Annotated in this window: 13 protein-coding genes and 1 tRNA gene; 7 read left to right on the plus strand and 7 right to left on the minus strand. The window is 46.5% G+C overall.

Annotation, left to right across the window (positions count from 1 at the left end):
- The first annotated feature begins 1 nt into the window (after window position 1).
- Window positions 2-556 (plus strand): bifunctional adenosylcobinamide kinase/adenosylcobinamide-phosphate guanylyltransferase, encoded by a 555-nt coding sequence (cobU, locus tag V8247_RS08180; protein ID WP_338737363.1) that lies wholly within the window; start codon window positions 2-4, stop codon window positions 554-556.
- An 86-nt stretch (window positions 557-642) separates the two neighbouring features.
- On the opposite strand, the gene trxA is transcribed toward cobU, so the two are convergent.
- The 7 genes from trxA to V8247_RS08215 all read right to left on the minus strand — a co-directional run bounded on the left by trxA (window position 643) and on the right by V8247_RS08215 (window position 8,300).
- Window positions 643-960 (minus strand): thioredoxin, encoded by a 318-nt coding sequence (gene trxA / locus V8247_RS08185; protein ID WP_338737364.1) that lies wholly within the window; start codon window positions 958-960, stop codon window positions 643-645.
- Window positions 961-1,061: 101 nt separating this feature from the next.
- Window positions 1,062-4,415, minus strand: coding sequence for an FAD-dependent oxidoreductase (locus V8247_RS08190; RefSeq protein WP_338737365.1), 3,354 nt, complete (start codon window positions 4,413-4,415; stop codon window positions 1,062-1,064).
- A gap of 17 nt (window positions 4,416-4,432) precedes the next feature.
- Entirely contained in the window at window positions 4,433-5,578 is a 1,146-nt protein-coding gene (locus V8247_RS08195) for a (Fe-S)-binding protein (protein ID WP_338737366.1), read from the minus strand.
- A gap of 89 nt (window positions 5,579-5,667) precedes the next feature.
- Window positions 5,668-6,738, minus strand: coding sequence for a sensor histidine kinase (locus V8247_RS08200; RefSeq protein ID WP_338737367.1), 1,071 nt, complete (start codon window positions 6,736-6,738; stop codon window positions 5,668-5,670).
- 92 nt (window positions 6,739-6,830) lie between these two features.
- Complete coding sequence (locus V8247_RS08205; RefSeq protein ID WP_338737368.1) at window positions 6,831-7,523, minus strand: response regulator transcription factor; 693 nt, start codon at window positions 7,521-7,523, stop codon at window positions 6,831-6,833.
- Window positions 7,524-7,647: 124 nt separating this feature from the next.
- A tRNA-Arg gene (locus V8247_RS08210) sits at window positions 7,648-7,720 on the minus strand.
- Window positions 7,721-7,754: 34 nt separating this feature from the next.
- Window positions 7,755-8,300, minus strand: a complete 546-nt coding sequence (locus tag V8247_RS08215) for a small multi-drug export protein (RefSeq protein WP_338737369.1) — start codon at window positions 8,298-8,300, stop codon at window positions 7,755-7,757.
- Between the two features lie 117 nt (window positions 8,301-8,417).
- Between V8247_RS08215 and dxs the strand changes: the two genes are divergently transcribed.
- From dxs to dapF, 6 genes are read left to right on the plus strand one after another with little or no spacing between them, the layout of a single operon-like run.
- Window positions 8,418-10,340 (plus strand): 1-deoxy-D-xylulose-5-phosphate synthase, encoded by a 1,923-nt coding sequence (gene dxs / locus V8247_RS08220; RefSeq protein ID WP_338737370.1) that lies wholly within the window; start codon window positions 8,418-8,420, stop codon window positions 10,338-10,340.
- Window positions 10,341-10,387: 47 nt separating this feature from the next.
- Window positions 10,388-11,599 carry a phosphoglycerate kinase gene (locus V8247_RS08225; protein WP_338737371.1) on the plus strand — a complete coding sequence of 404 codons (1,212 nt, stop codon included), beginning with the start codon at window positions 10,388-10,390 and terminating at the stop codon, window positions 11,597-11,599.
- Entirely contained in the window at window positions 11,596-12,804 is a 1,209-nt protein-coding gene (locus V8247_RS08230; RefSeq protein ID WP_338737372.1) for a 2,3-bisphosphoglycerate-independent phosphoglycerate mutase, read from the plus strand. Before V8247_RS08225 ends, V8247_RS08230 begins: the two co-directional genes overlap by 4 nt.
- A gap of 4 nt (window positions 12,805-12,808) precedes the next feature.
- A complete protein-coding gene (gene tpiA, locus V8247_RS08235; protein ID WP_338737373.1) occupies window positions 12,809-13,561 on the plus strand; it encodes a triose-phosphate isomerase in 753 nt (250 codons plus the stop codon).
- A gap of 28 nt (window positions 13,562-13,589) precedes the next feature.
- Entirely contained in the window at window positions 13,590-14,540 is a 951-nt protein-coding gene (gene miaA / locus V8247_RS08240) for a tRNA (adenosine(37)-N6)-dimethylallyltransferase MiaA (protein WP_338737374.1), read from the plus strand.
- Window positions 14,527-15,375 carry a diaminopimelate epimerase gene (gene dapF, locus V8247_RS08245; RefSeq protein WP_338737375.1) on the plus strand — a complete coding sequence of 283 codons (849 nt, stop codon included), beginning with the start codon at window positions 14,527-14,529 and terminating at the stop codon, window positions 15,373-15,375. The genes miaA and dapF overlap by 14 nt, the downstream gene beginning before the upstream one ends.
- Window positions 15,376-15,393: the final 18 nt, after the last annotated feature.

Here is a 15,393-nt window from a genome sequence, read left to right on the forward strand (position 1 = left end):
TATGTGTCACAGAACCATCTTGTTGATTGGCGGGGCTCGTTCAGGTAAAAGCAACTTTGCGGAGGAACTGGCCAAACAAGCCGGGGGTGACGTTTTATTTGTGGCAACCGCAGAGGCCGGCGATGATGAAATGAGGCGCCGGATTGAAGTTCATAAAAAATCCAGGCCATCACATTGGCATACACTTGAGGCCACGCGCGGTGTCGGTACCCACATACAGGGAGAAAGCCGGAAGCACAGTGTAGTGATTTTAGATTGTATCACTCTTCTGGTAACCAATGTGCTCTGTCAGCATATGGCCGTCAGCGGTGAGGATTTAGATGAAAACAGTTTTGAATGCGATGTCCGCGCCGAAGTCAATTCAGTAATTGAGGTGATGAATAAGGAATCTGCCTCATTTATTATTGTGACAAATGAAGTCGGTGAGGGGATTATACCGATTGGGGCCGCAACTCGTATGTACCGTGATGTGTTGGGGAGGGCGAATCAGATGCTGGCACATGCCTGCGATGAGGTTTATTTAATGGTAGCCGGTATTCCACTCAAGGTAAAATAAAGAGCATCTGACTAAACGGAAAACGATATATAAAGGAATGGCGGCACAAAAAAGCCGCCATTCCTTTATTTTCTTAAATTATCTACTTAAGCCAGTTTATTGATTTTTTCTTCAAGGGTGCTTTCCGGCACTGCACCAACAACGGTATCTTCAACTTTACCGTCTTTGAAAAACATCAGAGTCGGGATGGACATGACGCGGAACTGTCCTGCGGTCTTCTGGTTTTCATCCACATTCATTTTGCAGAATTTGAAATTTTCCTTGTATTTCTCCTCAAGTTTGTCCACGATCGGGCCTACCATACGGCAGGGACCACACCAAGGCGCCCAGAAATCCACCAGAACTGGTAGTGTGGACTTAACGACTTCGGCATCAAAAGTATCGTCAGTAATTTCAAGCGGCATACTATTCTCCTCTTAATATCATGTATTATACCTGTATGATGGTAACGCGAAATCATCCAAAGGTCAAACCGCAGAAAATTTAAACGGTTAAACAAACTTGATTATGGCTTCAATATTGCGTTTACCATAGCGCTTAACTGATCGGTGGTAAAGTTTTTAACGACAATCCCTTTTTTAGGGCAGGTAGCCATACAAACCCCGCAACCTCGGCATTTTACCGGATCAGATTCAACTGTCTTTTTAATGTCACCGTTTCTGCAGTATTCAATAAGGGTAATGGCATTATAGGGGCAAGGATCAATACAGTACGCGCATCCGTCACAGTTGTCATCAATAACTTCCGAGACGCATGGTTCCAGAGTAATATACCCTTTACCAATGGTTGCCAGCACACGAGCCGCTGCTGCTTGGGCTTGAGCAACGGTTTGCGGGATATCCTTGGGTCCTTGGGCACATCCGACGACAAAGACACCGTCATTCATGGTGGCCACCGGGTCAAGTTTGGGATGCCGTTCCATAAAAAAGCCGTCTGCGCCGCGGGAGACTCCGAACAGGCGGCCTACAGATTCCGTGTCCTTTTGAGGTTCTACTGCGCCAGCCAGCACGACCATATCCACCGGTACGCGCAGTACCTGACCCTGAAGGGTGTCTTCCACGATGACTATCAGCTTCCCGGGTGTTTCGTCTCCAATAATGTGATTGGTAACTTCAGCGACCTTACCACGAATAAGGGCAACCCCTTCATCGGTTACCCTGTGGGAAAATTCCTCATAGCCTTTTCCGGCACAACGCAGGTCAATATACATTTGATATACTTGAGCGCCGGTACGTTCTTTTACGATGTGAGCCTGTTTCAATGAATACATACAGCAAATTTGAGAACAATACTCATGGTAATTCTTGTCTCGGCTGCCGACGCAATGCACAAAAGCAACACTTTCCGGCTGGCTGCCGTCCTTTAACACTATTGCACCGCTGGTGGGGCCGGAGGCATTGGCTAGTCTTTCAAACTCCAAACCAGTAATAACATTATCCAATCTGCCATAACCGTAATGTGCAATTCCCGATGGATCAAACATTTCGTAGCCGGTAGCAAGGATAATATTACCGGCTTCAATTTCAGACTCTTCGGGCTGCTGGTCAAAATTAATGCATTTAGGCTCACATGCCGCGACACACTGCCGACAGTCGGCGCATACAGCGCAATTCAGACATCTCGAGGCTTCGGCTATTGCCTGAGATTCAGTAATGGTTTGCGCTGTCTCGTCAAAAGAACCGGCTGAAAATGGTAAATGGGAAACATGGACTCGGTCTTTTTTTGCGATCCCTCCGGCAGATGGGCGGGTGACATTTACATTTGGTTTCCGGTTAATTGTTAAATCACGCCGGGTTAAATAGCGGTCAATAGAAACTGCGGCTTCTTTGCCGACGGCAATCGCTTCAATAACCGTGGCGGGGCCGGTGACGGCGTCACCTCCGGCAAAAACGCCGTCAATGTTGGTCTCCAGTGTTAAGGGGTTAACTCTGACAGTGCCGTTGTTTTCAAGGTCTAATCCGGACAATCCGGCCTTGTTAACCGACTGTCCGGCAGCAATGATGACAGAATCAGCCTTAAGCTCAAATTCACTCCCAGGCACAGGAATCGGCCTGCGTCTGTCGCTGGAATCAGGTTCAGCCAATTCCATCCGGATACAAAGCAATCCACTGATATTGTGATCCCTTTCGTTAATAGATACCGGGGTGGCGAGAAAGATAAATTTCACTCCCTCTGCCTCAGCTGCCAGTACTTCCTCAGGTATCGCGGGCATTTCGGTGCGTGACCGACGGTAAATGATACTGACTTCGGCGGCGCCCGACCGTAGGGCTGTTCGAGCCGCATCAATCGCTGCGTTGCCACCGCCGATAACGGCAACTCGATCCCCCAATGCCGGCATTTGGCCCTGTTTGACTCGTGTAAGAAAGTCCAGGGCATAATAAACGCCACCAGCCGTTTCACCAGGAATATCAAGGTGCTGGTTTTGCCAGGCCCCGCAGGCGAGAAATATGGATTCAAATCCGTCCTTTTTAAGCTGTTGAACCGAATCAACTCTACAATTTGTCTTGATTACTGCACCTATTTCCTTGATGTAATCAATATCATTATCCAAAACCGCATCAGGAAGGCGATAAGATGGGATTCCATATCGAAGCATACCGCCAGCCTTCTCTGCCGCTTCAAAGAGAGTAACTGGGTAGCCCAGTTTCAGTAAGTCATAGGCGCAGGAAAGGCCAGCAGGTCCGGTACCGATAACCGCGATTTTTTCACTACGATTAACCACGGACTTGATGGGTTGGCGTTTGTGGATTATTTCGTAATCACCGATAAATCTCTTTAAGGCGCGAATGGCTACCGGGGAGTCAATATCGGCACGGCTGCATTCAGTCTCACACGGGTGAGTACATACTCGCCCGCAGACAGAGGCAAAGGGCATGGTACGTCTTAGGACCTCAAGTGCTTCAGAGAATTTACCTTGCGAGATCAAAGCAACGTAGCCGTGAGCATTCACGCCGGCAGGGCAGGCGGCGCGACAGGGTGAAATGCCGCGCCGGTCAATTGTGTAAGTATTAGGGACCGACTGAGGGAATGGACGGTAAATTGCTTTGCGATTGGCTATTCCTAAATCAAATTCTGAGGGGACGGCTACCGGGCAGGCCACGGCGCAATCACCACAGCCTTTACATTCCTTCTCGTTTACATAACGAGGTTTGTGTTTCACTTGAATTTTGAAGTTACCTGCGTGTCCTCCAACATTGGTTACTTCGCTATACGCCATCAAAGAGATGTTAGGGTGTTGCCCAGTCTGGCTCATTTTGGGTGTGGAAATGCAAGCGGCACAATCAAGAGTGGGGAATGTTTTGTCTAATTGGGCCATGTGTCCGCCAATGGCTGGGTTTCTTTCTACCAGAAAGACCTGATTGCCTGACTCGGCAATCTCCAGTGCGGCGGTAATTCCGGCAATGCCGCCACCAACAACGAGGGTGTTGGAATTAACCTTTATCTGCGGTGATTCTAAAGCCTGCTGAGTAGAAACTCTTGCTACGGCTGCTTTGACCAAATCCTGAGCTTTGGTGGTGGCCATAAGCTTGGCGGGGTTAACCCAGGCACAATGTTCGCGAATATTAGCCATTTCCAACAAATAGGCATTGATTCCTGCCGATTCAAGTACCCTGCGATAGGTCTTTTCATGCATGGAGGGAGAACATGCGGCTACAACAATTCTGTTAAGACCATATTTTTTTATATCATCTTTGATGATTGTCTGACCCGGATCGGAGCAGGTGTACTTGTTAGTTCTGGAAACAGCCACCCCGGGTAATGATGCAGCATATTCGGCAACTGCGTTAACGTCAACAATACCGGCAATATTTACCCCGCAGTGACAGACATAAACTCCGGTACGGATTTCGTCGGTCATAATAACCTCCTTCAGGTCTATAAAGCCTCTGCAACTAACTCGTTGATGTCCAGTATCACAAAATCCTCCGGCAGGGCATGATTCAGTTTGCTGTCTCTGAGGTTAGAGAGGCAATATGGGCAACTGGTCACCAATTTATTTGCGCCGCTGGCTAGTGCCTGCTGCAAACGAGTGTCACTGAAACGTTCATTTTTTGGGGTTTCCAACCATATTCTGGCACCACCGCCACCGCAACACAGGCTGTCAGGTCCATAGCCCTGCATTTCTACAAGTTCCGTACCAGGCAGCGATTTAATAATTGTCCGGGGCTCATCATAGACATTATTATGCCGGCCTAAATAACATGGGTCGTGATATACAATGCGACCATTAATTGGTTTGGTAAATGTTAACCTGCCGCCTGTTATTAATGTTGACAATAATTGGGTGGTATGAATAATTTCAAATCCGGCGCCAAAATCTGGATAGTCGTTTTTGAAGGCCTGATAACAATGGGGCGAATTAACGATTATTTTGGTGACTTTGTGAGTGGAAATTGCCGACATATTGCCCTTAACAAGGCTTTGAAAGAGGGCTTCATCACCGCATTTTCGTACACTTTCACCACAGCAATTCAAGCCATCCAGAATTCCAAAGTTGATGCCGGCTTTTAAAAGAATGTCAGCAATCATCCGGACGCTATTCTTCTGGGTTGGGTCATAGGCCGTCACACAACAAGGGAAAAAAAGATATTCTGTTTCAACGTCAAACTGTTTGATACCAAGACCATCAGCCCAGTCGTTGCGTTTCTCCTGAGCTTCACCCATAGGATTACCGGTGGCGGTCAGGTTTCGCAGGGTACCGGATAACGCGACAGGTACTTCGGCAATCCCCAGGCTGGTGACTGCTCTTCTCAAGGAACGCATAAAATCAATGATAGGAACACCTCTGGGGCACCGTTGAACACACTTATTACAGGTGACGCAACGCCAGATATCACTGGAATCAAAATCGGTCAGGCCAAGTCGGGCTTCCAACAGCATTTTGCGAGGTAAAAATGAAACATAGTCCTGCCAGGGGCAGGTGGCGGAACAGGTCCCGCATTGGAAGCATTGGGACAGAGCCTCGCCACCATTTTCTTTGATTAGATCAAGTACTTCCAGGAACGGTGATTTGGTGGACATGACCAGTCCTCCTTAATGTGGTTGAACGCTCATTCAATATAAGGGATTATATCATAGTCAGGCACAAATGCTACAATCTTGGCGTTTGGTTAGTAGGTGTGCTCTTTGGAATCTGTTGCCATGGGTAACTCAACCGTGACGGTGGTACCCTGACTGGGAACGGAATCAATTTTAAGATTGGCACCAATCAGTCGTGCCCGTTCCTGCATCCCGGTTAGGCCAAGTTTTCCATTGACAGCCAGATCGCCGATACGTTCAGGAGGGTTGAACCCACGACCATTATCTTTAATGGTTAAATAGGTGGCCTGATCTGAAAAATCGATGGTGAGCCATACCTTGTCGGCAAACGCATGTTTACCAATATTACGCAAAGATTCCTGCACAATACGGAACAACACAAGTTCGGTTTCAACTGGGAACCTTCTGGGTTTGCCGATAATCTGGATTTCAGTTTTAAATTTAAAATGCTTGTCCAGTTCCGGAGCCAGCCATTCAATAGCCGGAATCAGGCCGAGATCATCCAATACCGAGGGTCTAAGGTCCTGACTGAAGCGACGTACACTGCTTAATGTACGATTTAAATGCTGGTGAACATCTTCAAAGTACGCTTCATCTGAAGACGGCAGGGCGGGGTGAAGCGACATATAGCCGTCAATTTTTCGGGAAATCGCAATCAAATCCTGAGCGGTATCATCATGTAGTTCTTGCGCAATCCGGCGACGTTCTTCTTCCTGTGCGATGGTGATCTGTTTCAGATAAAACCGAAGATTTTGCTGCATGCGTTGCAATTCACGCTGGGCATTTTCCAGTCTTAGGTAGGCCATCTGTCTGTGATGCTTGTCAGTTTCGTAGCTCTCCAACCAAAGATTAACTACCAGGCCAATTATTACGATGCCGATTATTTCAATGATGTCATCGGCAGTAATCGGTATTTCTAAGATAAAAAGATTAGGGACGATGATTGAAATAGCTGCCAGCAACACAAGGAGACCGATGCGAATCCCAAACACCAAGGCGGCGTAGGTCACCGGTAGCAACATGATTAATCGGCCGAAAGAGTGGCGACTTAAATCAAAAAAACTATTAGGGTCTAAAGTATCAACGAAAGGTATGAGTTGCGGATATTGTAATAAAAAGCCACCTATCAGCAAAAGAAGCAATAGCCATAAATGAAAGTTGGTAAATATCCTGAAAATCCGTCGCTGCCAGGAAAGCCTGCTACGGCCCGGAGAGTGGGTGGAAGAATTATTCTTCAGGGTAGTTCCTCCATATAGAACCACCCTCGTTTTAGGCCATATAGGATTGCTTCCGTTCTGGAAGCAACATTGAGCTTCTTGAAAATATTAGACAGATGAGTTTGAACAGTACGGCTGCTCAAGAACAATTGAGAGGCGATATCCCGATTACTGACGCCTTTGGCCGCGAGTTTCAAGACTTCCATTTCGCGTTCAGTTAATGCGTGAGACATGGAATCTGTCTCTGCCTCGGTAGCCTCAGAAGCCGGCGGGTTGTTCTTGTTGAGCTGGTCAATCACCCGTCGGGTCGTGGATGGCTGCAAAATAGATTCACCCGAATGCACAGCCCTGATAGCATCAATCAATTGATTGCCGCGGACATTTTTGAGCATATATCCTGCGGCACCGGCTTCAATCAAGGCCATGATATATTGGTCGGAATCATAGGCAGTCAATATTAACACTGCGGTTGTGGGGAGTATTTTCTTGATTTCCCGGGTTGCCTCTATACCGTTCATATTAGGCATGGCTATATCCATGACAATAACATCAGGACGATATACCCTTGCAAGTTCAACCGCGTCAACTCCGTCATTGGCTTCGGCAACAACCTGAATATCCGGTTGTCTTTCCAGCATCTCCCGCGTACCTTCGCGCACAATAATGTGGTCGTCAGCCAACAATACTTTAATTCTGTCGTTACTTTCCATAATAATTGTATTATAACGCTAACAAAGACTGGTGTCCATGATATTTTAGTTTTTGTAAAAAGCCTGACTTTTAGACGAGACTTATTTACTGAGTGTATAGGCGATAATTATAAAACTGATTAAGCGTCCCAGGAGGGATTCGAACCCGCGACCCGCTGCTTAGAAGGCAGCCGCTCTATCCACTGAGCTACTGGGACTCGTGGTTATACTATCATCGCTTTAAATCGGGGGTCAAGGTCTACTCTTTAGCCGCGTAAATATGAAAATGCCAATTAAAAATAATCCGGCTATAAAGGCTCCGGCCCATCCCAGCAGTGCCAAACAAGTGACGATTACTCCGGCGATTAACACGCCTGTAAGAATAGAGAATAAAGCGGCATGGAAACCCATTCCCAACAGTACCGCTGCAATGGCGCCGGTCCATGCCCCAGTCAGTGGCAAAGGAACAGCCACGAACATTACGAGTCCAATGCTCCGATATTTAAAAATGATACCGCTGCGTTTTTGAGTGCGTGCAAAGAGCCATTCAACGAAAGCCGCCCCCCAAGAATATTGCCTGACTTTTTCCGTAAACCAGGACAATAATTGTAAAATGAACGGAACAGGCAACATATTTCCGGCAATAGCTAAAAAATATGCGCCGAGCCATGGATAATCCAAGATATTAATCGCTACGGGAATGGCGCCGCGTAATTCAACTACGGGTAAAGTGGAAATAATAAAAATAACCAGTGAAGGTGAGAATCCAAGGTCTAAGAAGTACTGTTGGATGTCCATGTTTTGTGGAGTCTAACAAAGCTCATAACGGGCGTCAATACGAACGTGCCAGCTTGACAGACCAATCGGGCGCTGTTAGTATAATCGTTGTGCCCAACCCTTTGAAAAGGCGGTTCATTGTCTAAAATACTGGACAAAATTAATTCACCAATAGATGTTAAATCTCTCTGTGGGGCGGATTTGGACCGTCTGGCTGCGGAACTTCGGGAAGAAATTATTACCCGGGTTACGGCCAACGGAGGTCATCTAGCCTCCAGTCTTGGCGTTATTGAATTGACGATAGCTTTACACCGGGTATTCACTACCCCAACAGATAAAATAATCTGGGATGTGGGACATCAATCTTATGCCCATAAACTTTTAACCGGACGCAGGGAGCAATTTGCAACGTTACGACAATATAACGGCATGTCCGGCTTTACCTGTCGGGATGAAAGCTCTCATGACCCTTTTACTGCCGGCCATGCCAGCACTTCCATTTCTGCCGCTATCGGTATGGCGGTTGCTCGTGATTCACAAAAACAAAACCACAACATCATTGCCGTTATCGGTGACGGAGCAATAACCGGTGGAATGGCAATGGAGGCCTTGAATCATGCCGGCCATTTGGGGAAACGGCTGATTGTAATTTTAAATGATAATGGGATGTCAATTTCTCCAACAGTCGGCGCAGTTGCCAAGATATTCAGTCGCGTCCGTTTTGATCGACGGTATTACAAGGTCAGTGAGAAAAGCCGCCACATTCTAAAAAGAACGAAGCAGGGATCTAGACTGTGGGATTTTGGACAAAGAATCAAGGGTAGTTTAAAGCGGATGGTGATGCCGACGACGTTATGGGAAGAATTCGGCTTTGCTTATACGGGACCAATTGATGGGCACGATATTGAAGAAATTGTGGCGGCGCTGGAACAAACAAAAAATTATTCTCATAAACCTTCATTAATTCATATTATGACCACTAAGGGTAAAGGTTACGCCCCTGCGGAGAGCGACGCGGTGCATTTTCATGGCATTTCTCCCAAAGGCAGCCCGAAAAAGAATGGACACGGGCAACACTTACCTTCCTACAGTGAGGTTTTTGCCGCGACTGTTGAAAAATTGGCGGGAGATAATCCCAAAGTTATGGTTGTCACTGCGGCTATGCCTGACGGCTATTGCCTGGGCCAGATGCAAAAGAATATGCCCCAAAGAGTCTATGATGTTGGTATTTGTGAGCAACACGCCGTTACCTTCGCCGCCGGTATGGCTGCGGAAGGACTGATTCCGATAGTAGCGATATATTCTACTTTCCTTCAAAGGGCCTTTGATCAGATTATACACGACGTCGCCCTTCCCAAATTGCCGGTGATATTTGCTTTGGACAGGGGAGGGATCGTCGGCGAGGATGGTAAAACCCATCAGGGTATATTTGATCTGTCTTATACATCATTGATTCCCGACCTTATCGTGGCGGCACCGGCTGATGAAAACGAGTTACAGCATATGTTATACACTGCCACCCAGTGCGGGCAACCGATGGTTATCAGATATCCCAGAGGTACCGGTACCGGATTGAATTTGGATCGCGAACTTAAGATGATCCCTATCGGTAAGGCCCAGTTAATCCGGGAAGGCTCGGATGTGCTTTTTGTGGCTACCGGTGCCAGTGTCAACGCTGCGATCGAGGCTGCTGGGATGCTTGAGGAACAAGGTCATTACGCGGCAATAATCAACATGCGTTTTATAAATCCGCTGGACACCGATTTATTGCGAGAGATGACGAGATCAATCAAGAAGGTGATCACCATTGAGGAAAATGTCCTGAGCGGTGGCCTCGGAAGCCGGGTTGCCTTGTTTTTAGAAATCACCGGTATCAAGGACGTGGACTTAAGATGTCTGGCCATACCGGATGAATTTGTGAAACATGGCACGCAATCTCAATTAAGGGCGGACTACCACCTGGACGCCAGGGGAATTTACCAAGAAGCTGTTTCCTTTATCAACCAATCCTATCAAACCGACCAGGAAAACAATCTTATTTCTAACCATATAGGTTCATAATTGTCGCATTGGGATGCTGTCTGGTCATTTAAAAAGCAGGAGATCAAATGGATACATTGACGATTCGGGATGTTAATGTAAACAATAAGCGCGTGATAGTACGCGTTGATTTTAATGTTCCTGTTAATGGGGACGGACAGATTACTGATGATGGCAGGATCAGGGCATCCGTGCCAACCATAGAATACCTTGTTGAACGAGGAGCCAAGGTTATCCTGATGTCTCATTTGGGACGACCTGAAGGGCATTATGATCCGTCAATGAGTCTTAGTATCACCGCTGAGAGACTAGCTGTGATAATGCGCCACCCAGTACGGTTCGTTGGAGCGAGTGTCGGTCCGGAGGTGGAGCAGGCGGTTGACGCTATGGTTGGAGGGGATATAACTGTCCTTGAGAACTTACGGTTCCATCCTGAGGAGGAGGCCAACGATCCCCAATTTGTCGCTCAATTAGCCAGTGTGGGAGACATATTTGTTGATGACGCTTTCGGAACAGCCCATCGCAATCACGCTTCTATCGTCGGAATTGCCGAATATTTGCCGGCTTATGCGGGACTATTACTTGAGAAAGAGATAATTTCTTTGGGGCATATTCTGGAAAAGCCGGATCGGCCTTTTTGCGTGTTATTCGGTGGGGCTAAAATAAGCGATAAGGTCAAGTTATTAGAGAACGTATTGGATAAAGTAGATACAATTCTTGTTGGCGGCGGAATGGCGGCAACCTTTTTAAAAGCCAATAATTACGAGGTTGGAAAATCTATTGTTGATGAAAATTTGGAAGCGGCCGCCAAAATCATGGCTAAAGCAAAAAGTCATAACATTAGATTGTTACTGCCCCGGGATGTAATTGTCACCGGCGATCTGACACCGGATGCCAGGGGTGTGTGTGTTCCTATTGAAAATATTCCGCCATTGGGAAAGATCGTAGATATTGGCCTATTGACTATCAGTGTCTTCACCAAGGAGCTAGAACGTTGTCGCACGGTATTTTGGAACGGCCCCATGGGAATTTACGAAATGCCTCAGTTTTCCGAAGGTACTAAAGCTATGGCGGAAGTCATAGGGCGTTTGCATGCGACCACCATTATTGGCGGCGGATCTACCGCCGAGATTGTAGCTGAATTGAAAATGGCTGAAAAGATGAGCTTCGTATCTACCGGTGGTGGATCATCCATGCTGTTTTTATCCGGCGAAGCGCTTCCCGGTGTGGAAGTATTACAGAAAAAAAAGACGATTTGTGATCCCGGTAGGAAAGTATGAAAGATCAACTATCGTTGTTGCAGACATTGTCCGTTGAAACCGATAGTAAAATAGTGATGTTGGTTTTGGACGGCATTGGGGGAATACCCCATCCGGATACCGGCTTAACCGAATTAGAAACCGCGGCCACGCCCAATTTAGATGCTCTGGCTGCTATAAGTATTTGTGGGATGTCTGATCCGGTGATGCCTGGGATTACCCCTGGAAGTGCCCCTGGGCATCTAGGGTTATTTGGATATGACCCGCTGGAATATTATATCGGTCGCGGTGTGCTGGAAGCTTTGGGCATTGACTTTGAATTGCGGGACGGTGACGTAGCTGCAAGGGGTAATTTTTGTACTTTGGATGAAAATGGAATTATCGTTGACCGCCGGGCCGGGCGAATTTCAACAGGGAAAAGCACAGCATTGGCTGAGCAACTATGCGGTATTGATGTTGAAGGCGTTGAAGTTATTGTAAAAGCCGTTAAAGACCATAGAATAATAGTCGTCTTTCGGGGAGAGGGCTTGACGGACAAAATTACTGATTCGGATCCACAGCGGGTTGGATTTAGACCACAAACCGTTGAAAGACTGGCTGTTGATGGCTCAAAAATGGCTGAAGCTGCTAATCAGTTCATAGAAAAGGCCCTCCATGTTTTGAAAAACCATCACCCAGCCAATGGTTTAGTGTTAAGGGGGTTTTCTCAAAAGCCCGATTTACCTGGATTTTCGGAAATCTATAAATTGAAAGCCTGTGCCATTGCCAGTTATCCGATGTATCGGGGATTAGCTAAAGTGGTGGGCATGGATATTATCAGAACCGGGCAAACGGTTCAAGACGAGATCCAATCGCTGGTTGAAAATTACCGGAAATACAATTATTTTTTCGTACACTACAAGCCGACCGATGCTACCGGAGAGGACGGAAAGTTTGAACGTAAAGTCGCTATGATTGAAGAATTGGACCGCGTAATACCTCAGATTCAAGCTCTGGGACCGGATGTGTTGGTGGTAACAGGTGACCACTCTACTCCGGCTGTCATGAAAGGGCACAGCTGGCATTCCGTGCCGGTAATGATTTGCGGGGCTTTTTGTCGCCCTGATAACGTAAATTCGTTTAATGAAAGAGCTTGTTTGTACGGTGGCCTGGGGCATTTGACTGCCAGTCAGATTATGCCTGTTGCCATGGCGAATGCGATGAAATTGGAAAAATACGGGGCTTAGGCATATGGAAAAGCGGAAAATTGTTATCGCGGCTAACTGGAAAATGAACACTAATCTTGACGAGGCAGTGGAGCTGGCCAGTGAAATGCTGTTTGAGCTGTCCGAAATAGATAGTGTTGAAACCATTCTTTGCCCACCGTTTATATCATTACAAAAGCTCAAAGAACTATTCACTGATACCCGGATAAAATTGGGAGCTCAAAATGTATTCTATGAAGAAAAAGGGGCGTTTACTGGCGAAATATCGGCTTTGATGCTTCATGACCTTTGTCAGTATGTCATTATAGGGCACTCTGAAAGAAGACAATATTTCTGTGAAACTGACGAGATCGTCCAAAAAAAATTGGCCTCAGCTGTCAACTTGGGTATAAAGCCAATATTTTGTGTTGGAGAAAATTTGGAACAATACCAATCCGAGCAAACCGAAGAGGTTATCATTACTCAATTAACAAGAGGGCTAAGCGGACTGAAATTGCCGGATATATTGATCGCTTACGAGCCCATATGGGCTATCGGTACCGGCCAGGCAGCCAGTGCTGTTGAAGCGAACGAGGTAGCGTCTTTAATTCGGCGAACTTTCGGGGAATTATTTGGCCTTGATGCGGCCGGAGTGCTACCGGTTTTATATGGTGGCAGTGTAAACGCTGATAATATAGCTGAATATGTTTCAAAGACTGATATAGATGGGGCATTGGTAGGCGGAGCCAGCCTTAAATCAAGTCAATTTGTCAGTATTATTAAACGAGTGGCTCTATAGGGGATATTACCAGGCCTGTGTCTTTTTAGTGATTGACAACAAACTTGTTGCCATTGTAGGCCCAACCGGTAGTGGGAAATCAGAATTAGCGGTTAAGCTGGCGCATTTATTTCCGGGTGAAATAGTAAATGCCGACAGCAGACAGTTATATCGTTTCCTTTCCATTGGGACAGCTAAGCCCACTGATGCAGAAATGGAAAGTATACCGCACCATCTATTAGATTTGATTGAACCGGATCAGGATTTTAATCTGGCAGAATACCAGCATGTAGCCCATGAGATGATCCGGGGTATTCAATCCAGAGATTTGTTACCATTTATGGTGGGTGGAACTGGGTTGTACGTCTGGGCAACAATTGAGGGTTGGAATGTTCCTCAGGTGGCCCCAGATTGGAAATTGCGTCACTCATTGGAGGAGCGAGCCCGACGCGATGGGGCGGAAGCTTTGCAAAAATATCTTTCTGAGATTGCACCTGATGCAGCCTGCAAAATTGATTACAGAAATGTGAGACGCGTCATTAGAGCCTTGGAAGTCGCTTTGTATTTACGTAATGATAACAATCGCGATAACCCGACAACTCAAAGTCCGCCATACCAGACCTTAATTATAGGGCTTACCACTGACCGGGAATCCCTATATCAGCGTATTGACGCGCGGGTGGATAAAATGTTAGAAAAAGGTCTTGTCGGCGAAGTCCAGACAATTTTAGGCGCTGGATTTACGAGTGGTGCCGCCGCTTTCAAAAGCGTTGGGTATAGAGAAGTGCTAGAATATCTGGGTGATAGAGTCAGTGCTTCGGATATGGCAACAAAAATTAAAACACAAACCCACAGGCTGGTCCGGCAACAGTATAACTGGTTTAAACTTAATGATTGTCGGATACACTGGTTTGACATAAAAGCGGATTATTTTTCTGACGCCGTTGTTTTAATTAAGCGATTCCTTGATAAAAAAGGACGGAATAGTGGATTTTACTAAAGTTCAGAGCGTGGGCAATGACTTTGTCTTGATTGAGGCTTCCAAAAACAAACGAGATTGGTCTAGTCTGGCAAAAAATATTTGCTCAAGGCATTTTGGAGTTGGGGCGGACGGTTTGTTGGTATTATTTCCATCAAATGACGCCGATTTTAGGATGCGGATATTTAACAGTGACGGTACTGAGGCAGAGGCCTGTGGTAACGGGTTAAGATGCCTGGTAAATTATGTGCATCAAAAAAGAATTCACAGTGGTGACCACATGACGGTTGAGACAATGGCGGGAATAAGAAACGCCGAAATTAAAGTAGAAGGTGAAGGCACCAAAATCAGAATAGGCATGGGGTTGCCGGTTTTTGAGACCAGTAATATTCCGGTTGTCGTAGAGAAAGGGCAGGCAAAGCAAATTTGTAATATGACGACCGAATATCCACTTAATGTGCGGGATATTCAACTTAGCTTGTCTTTTGTGTCAATGGGCAACCCACATGCAGTGCATTTTAACAATTATCCGGTGACTGAATTCCCTCTGGACGTTTATGGGCCATTGGTAGAAAATGCCGCGATTTTTCCGGTACATACCAATTTTGAAGTAGTAAGGGTGATTCAACCGGATAAGATAGAAATGCGGGTGTGGGAACGGGGAGTAGGGGAGACGCTGGCGTGCGGAAGCGGGGCTTGTGCTGTTGCGGTGGCATCCTGGATATTAGGCTACACTGGCAGCAAGGTGGATATTAAACTACCCGGCGGTCTTCTCCAAGCTGAGTGGGATGGATACAACGAAGTGTTTCTGACAGGCAAAGCTGAAATCGTCTTTTTTGGTGTATGGCAACAATAATAGCGACACAACAATTCA

Source organism: Dehalogenimonas sp. W, assembly GCF_037094495.1.
Classification (GTDB): domain Bacteria; phylum Chloroflexota; class Dehalococcoidia; order Dehalococcoidales; family Dehalococcoidaceae; genus Dehalogenimonas; species Dehalogenimonas loeffleri.

Bases quoted from the DNA above. Each gene is read 5' to 3' on its own strand.
- cobU (WP_338737363.1), top strand. From the start codon at position 2: ATGTGTCACAGAACCATCTTGTTGATTGGCGGGGCTCGTTCAGGTAAA.
- trxA (WP_338737364.1), bottom strand. From the start codon at position 960: ATGCCGCTTGAAATTACTGACGATACTTTTGATGCCGAAGTCGTTAAG.
- V8247_RS08190 (WP_338737365.1), bottom strand. From the start codon at position 4,415: ATGACCGACGAAATCCGTACCGGAGTTTATGTCTGTCACTGCGGGGTA.
- V8247_RS08195 (WP_338737366.1), bottom strand. From the start codon at position 5,578: ATGTCCACCAAATCACCGTTCCTGGAAGTACTTGATCTAATCAAAGAA.
- V8247_RS08205 (WP_338737368.1), bottom strand. From the start codon at position 7,523: ATGGAAAGTAACGACAGAATTAAAGTATTGTTGGCTGACGACCACATT.
- V8247_RS08215 (WP_338737369.1), bottom strand. From the start codon at position 8,300: ATGGACATCCAACAGTACTTCTTAGACCTTGGATTCTCACCTTCACTG.
- V8247_RS08225 (WP_338737371.1), top strand. From the start codon at position 10,388: ATGGATACATTGACGATTCGGGATGTTAATGTAAACAATAAGCGCGTG.
- V8247_RS08230 (WP_338737372.1), top strand. From the start codon at position 11,596: ATGAAAGATCAACTATCGTTGTTGCAGACATTGTCCGTTGAAACCGAT.
- tpiA (WP_338737373.1), top strand. From the start codon at position 12,809: ATGGAAAAGCGGAAAATTGTTATCGCGGCTAACTGGAAAATGAACACT.